We start from the raw sequence: 2,155 nt of genomic DNA, 5'->3' as shown, positions 1-2,155 counted from the left end.
AATCCCTCCCTAAACGATCACAAAATCCCCCAGAAAAGACAACAACAGACGCGGGGTGGAGCAGCCCGGTAGCTCGTCAGGCTCATAACCTGAAGGCCGCAGGTTCAAATCCTGCCCCCGCAACCAGAAAATCACGTCTTATCAAAGACTTGCACAGCGCCCCGCGGGGCGCTCTTTGCATTCGCCCGTTTACATCAACGCCACATCAACACCGCCACAGAAAAACCGCATCAGCACGCACACTACCGCTTTCGACGACGTTGGTGGGCAAGGCGCTGTTACGCACCGTTGCGGGTGAATCCTGAACCCAGCATCATCGACCAGTAGTTCTTAAACGATGGATTGAAGATGAAGGACTTTGGCCCCGGCTTTCCTGAATGGACTGAACTTGGACAGGATGGCGGTCTTGATCCCCTTGGAATGCAGCGCCCCATCGAGGCGATCTACCAGTCCCTTCTGCCAGGCATAAGCACCATCACGCTTCGCTTCAGGTATTACGGGGCATCCGCCCGGTGCTGCAGGCGGTCAAGGCGCGCGCCTCGCACATGGTGCGGGTCGAGATCGAGGTCGATCATCTGGACCAACTGGCCGAGGTTTTAGACGAGGGTGGTGCCGATGTCGTGCTGCTGGACAACATGGACAGCCCGACCCTACGCCAGGCCGTGGCGATGGCCCAAGGCCACGTGGTGCTGGAGGCGTCGGGCAACATGCGGCTGGACCGTATCGCCGAGGTGGCGGCGACGGGAGTGGGCTACATTTCTGTCGGCGCTTTGACCCATTCGGTGCGCGTGCTGGACTTCGGTCTTGATGTCTGACGTCAGTACCCGCGCTGGCGCCCGCGCGTGGTTTCAGTTTGATCGCAAAACTTTGTTTTCCGAGAACTGGTCTTCTCTGAAGGACCTTATTCACAACCGACCTGGACCTAAATTATGATATTAGAGCCTGTCTGCATCTGATTGAATCGGAATATGGATTCCCGGCGTCGTCATTTTGTGATTCACTGCACCCACCAGATGATGGGTGCAGAACATGGTGGCTCCACTTTCAATGGCCTCCAGACGCGGGTATCGATCGCTTCAGCGGTGCGGATCGGACAGCGGCAACGCACGGGACGGGGCAGGATCGGAGGTCCCCGCCGTCTGGTTCTGACAGGCGAAGCCGGGGACTGGCTGCTTGCCCGGCTTGCCGAGAAGCCCGATCTCACGATACGCTCCCTGACGGCGGAACTGGCGGCACGAGGTGTGACGGTTGCGCATGACACCGTGTGGCGTTTTGTGAGGCGCGCGGGTCTTCGGCAAAGCGGAAGAACGCTCCATCGACACCTCATGGCGAAGGGTCGGAACCTTGTTCGACGCCTTCACACCCACCGAGTGCCAGACCGGACCCCAGAGCGTGCGGGATCCGGTTCGCGTGTGTCAGTCAGGCAGCCTCAGTCGTCCGAGCCGCCATAGCCTCCACCATTGCCTCCACCGTTTTCGTCATCGCCGTCGCCTCCGCCATAGCCTCCGCCGTTTTCGCCATCGCCGTCGCCTCCGCCATAGCCTCCGCCGTTTTCGCCATCGCCGTTTTCGTCATCGTCCAGGAAATCCTCCTCCGAGGTTTGGATTTCCACCCCCGTGCGGCCAGCATACTCGTCCTCGGTCGATTGGGTTTCCTGGCTCAGGATCTCTCCGGTCACGTTGGAATAGATCACCTCGACGGTGCTGTTGCCGTTCACAGCCTCCACCTTCGTTTGGGTCGGGCCTTGCTGGACCTCGACATAGCTGTATCCATTGGCAAGATAGCTGTCGGCCAGCGACTGGGAGTCAATTGCCGCATACGCCATGTTTGCGAACAAGGCTGCCGTGGCGGTGAGTATCAGGAGGTTGCTTTTGATCTTCATGGGTCGTTCCTTTCTAATGTTGCGTTTCTCTTGCCTACACGACGATGGGCAAGGACCGGACCAGAAGGCGTGATTGTTCGCCGCCGCGAAATAGGTCGGGGGTTTAGGCCGACATTCCCCAAGTGGCCTGCCGCTTGACTTCAAGATCGCCTGATTTTGCTCGCTGGGCAAGCGTTTTTCGCCCCGAGCGGTGTCTGTCGTCGCGCAAACGGCCGAAGTCGGGTGGATCAAGCCTCGAACCCGCAGCATTCTGGCCCGGCAGAGCCGCTTTTC

General features: G+C 59.4%; 1 protein-coding gene, 1 tRNA gene and 1 pseudogene. 2 read left to right on the top strand and 1 reads right to left on the bottom strand.

The window, feature by feature from the left end:
- The first annotated feature begins 49 nt into the window (after positions 1 to 49).
- Together GU927_RS20360 and GU927_RS20355 are read left to right on the top strand one after the other, a co-directional pair.
- A tRNA-Met gene (locus GU927_RS20360) sits at positions 50 to 126 on the top strand.
- 365 nt (positions 127 to 491) lie between these two features.
- Positions 492 to 815 (top strand): annotated as a pseudogene (locus GU927_RS20355) (nicotinate-nucleotide diphosphorylase); the annotation flags it as partial.
- 614 nt (positions 816 to 1,429) lie between these two features.
- On the opposite strand, the gene GU927_RS20350 reads toward GU927_RS20355, so the two are convergent.
- Positions 1,430 to 1,882 carry a hypothetical protein gene (locus GU927_RS20350; RefSeq protein ID WP_217765747.1) on the bottom strand — a complete coding sequence of 151 codons (453 nt, stop codon included), beginning with the start codon at positions 1,880 to 1,882 and terminating at the stop codon, positions 1,430 to 1,432.
- Positions 1,883 to 2,155 lie beyond the last annotated feature (273 nt).

This window comes from Paragemmobacter amnigenus, from assembly GCF_009908265.2.
Classification (GTDB): Bacteria; Pseudomonadota; Alphaproteobacteria; order Rhodobacterales; family Rhodobacteraceae; genus Paragemmobacter; species Paragemmobacter amnigenus.
This window is presented reverse-complemented; position numbering and strand designations above follow the sequence as displayed.

Excerpts from the sequence above, each read along its gene's own strand:
- GU927_RS20350 (WP_217765747.1), bottom strand. The coding sequence starts at position 1,882 with ATGAAGATCAAAAGCAACCTCCTGATACTCACCGCCACGGCAGCCTTG.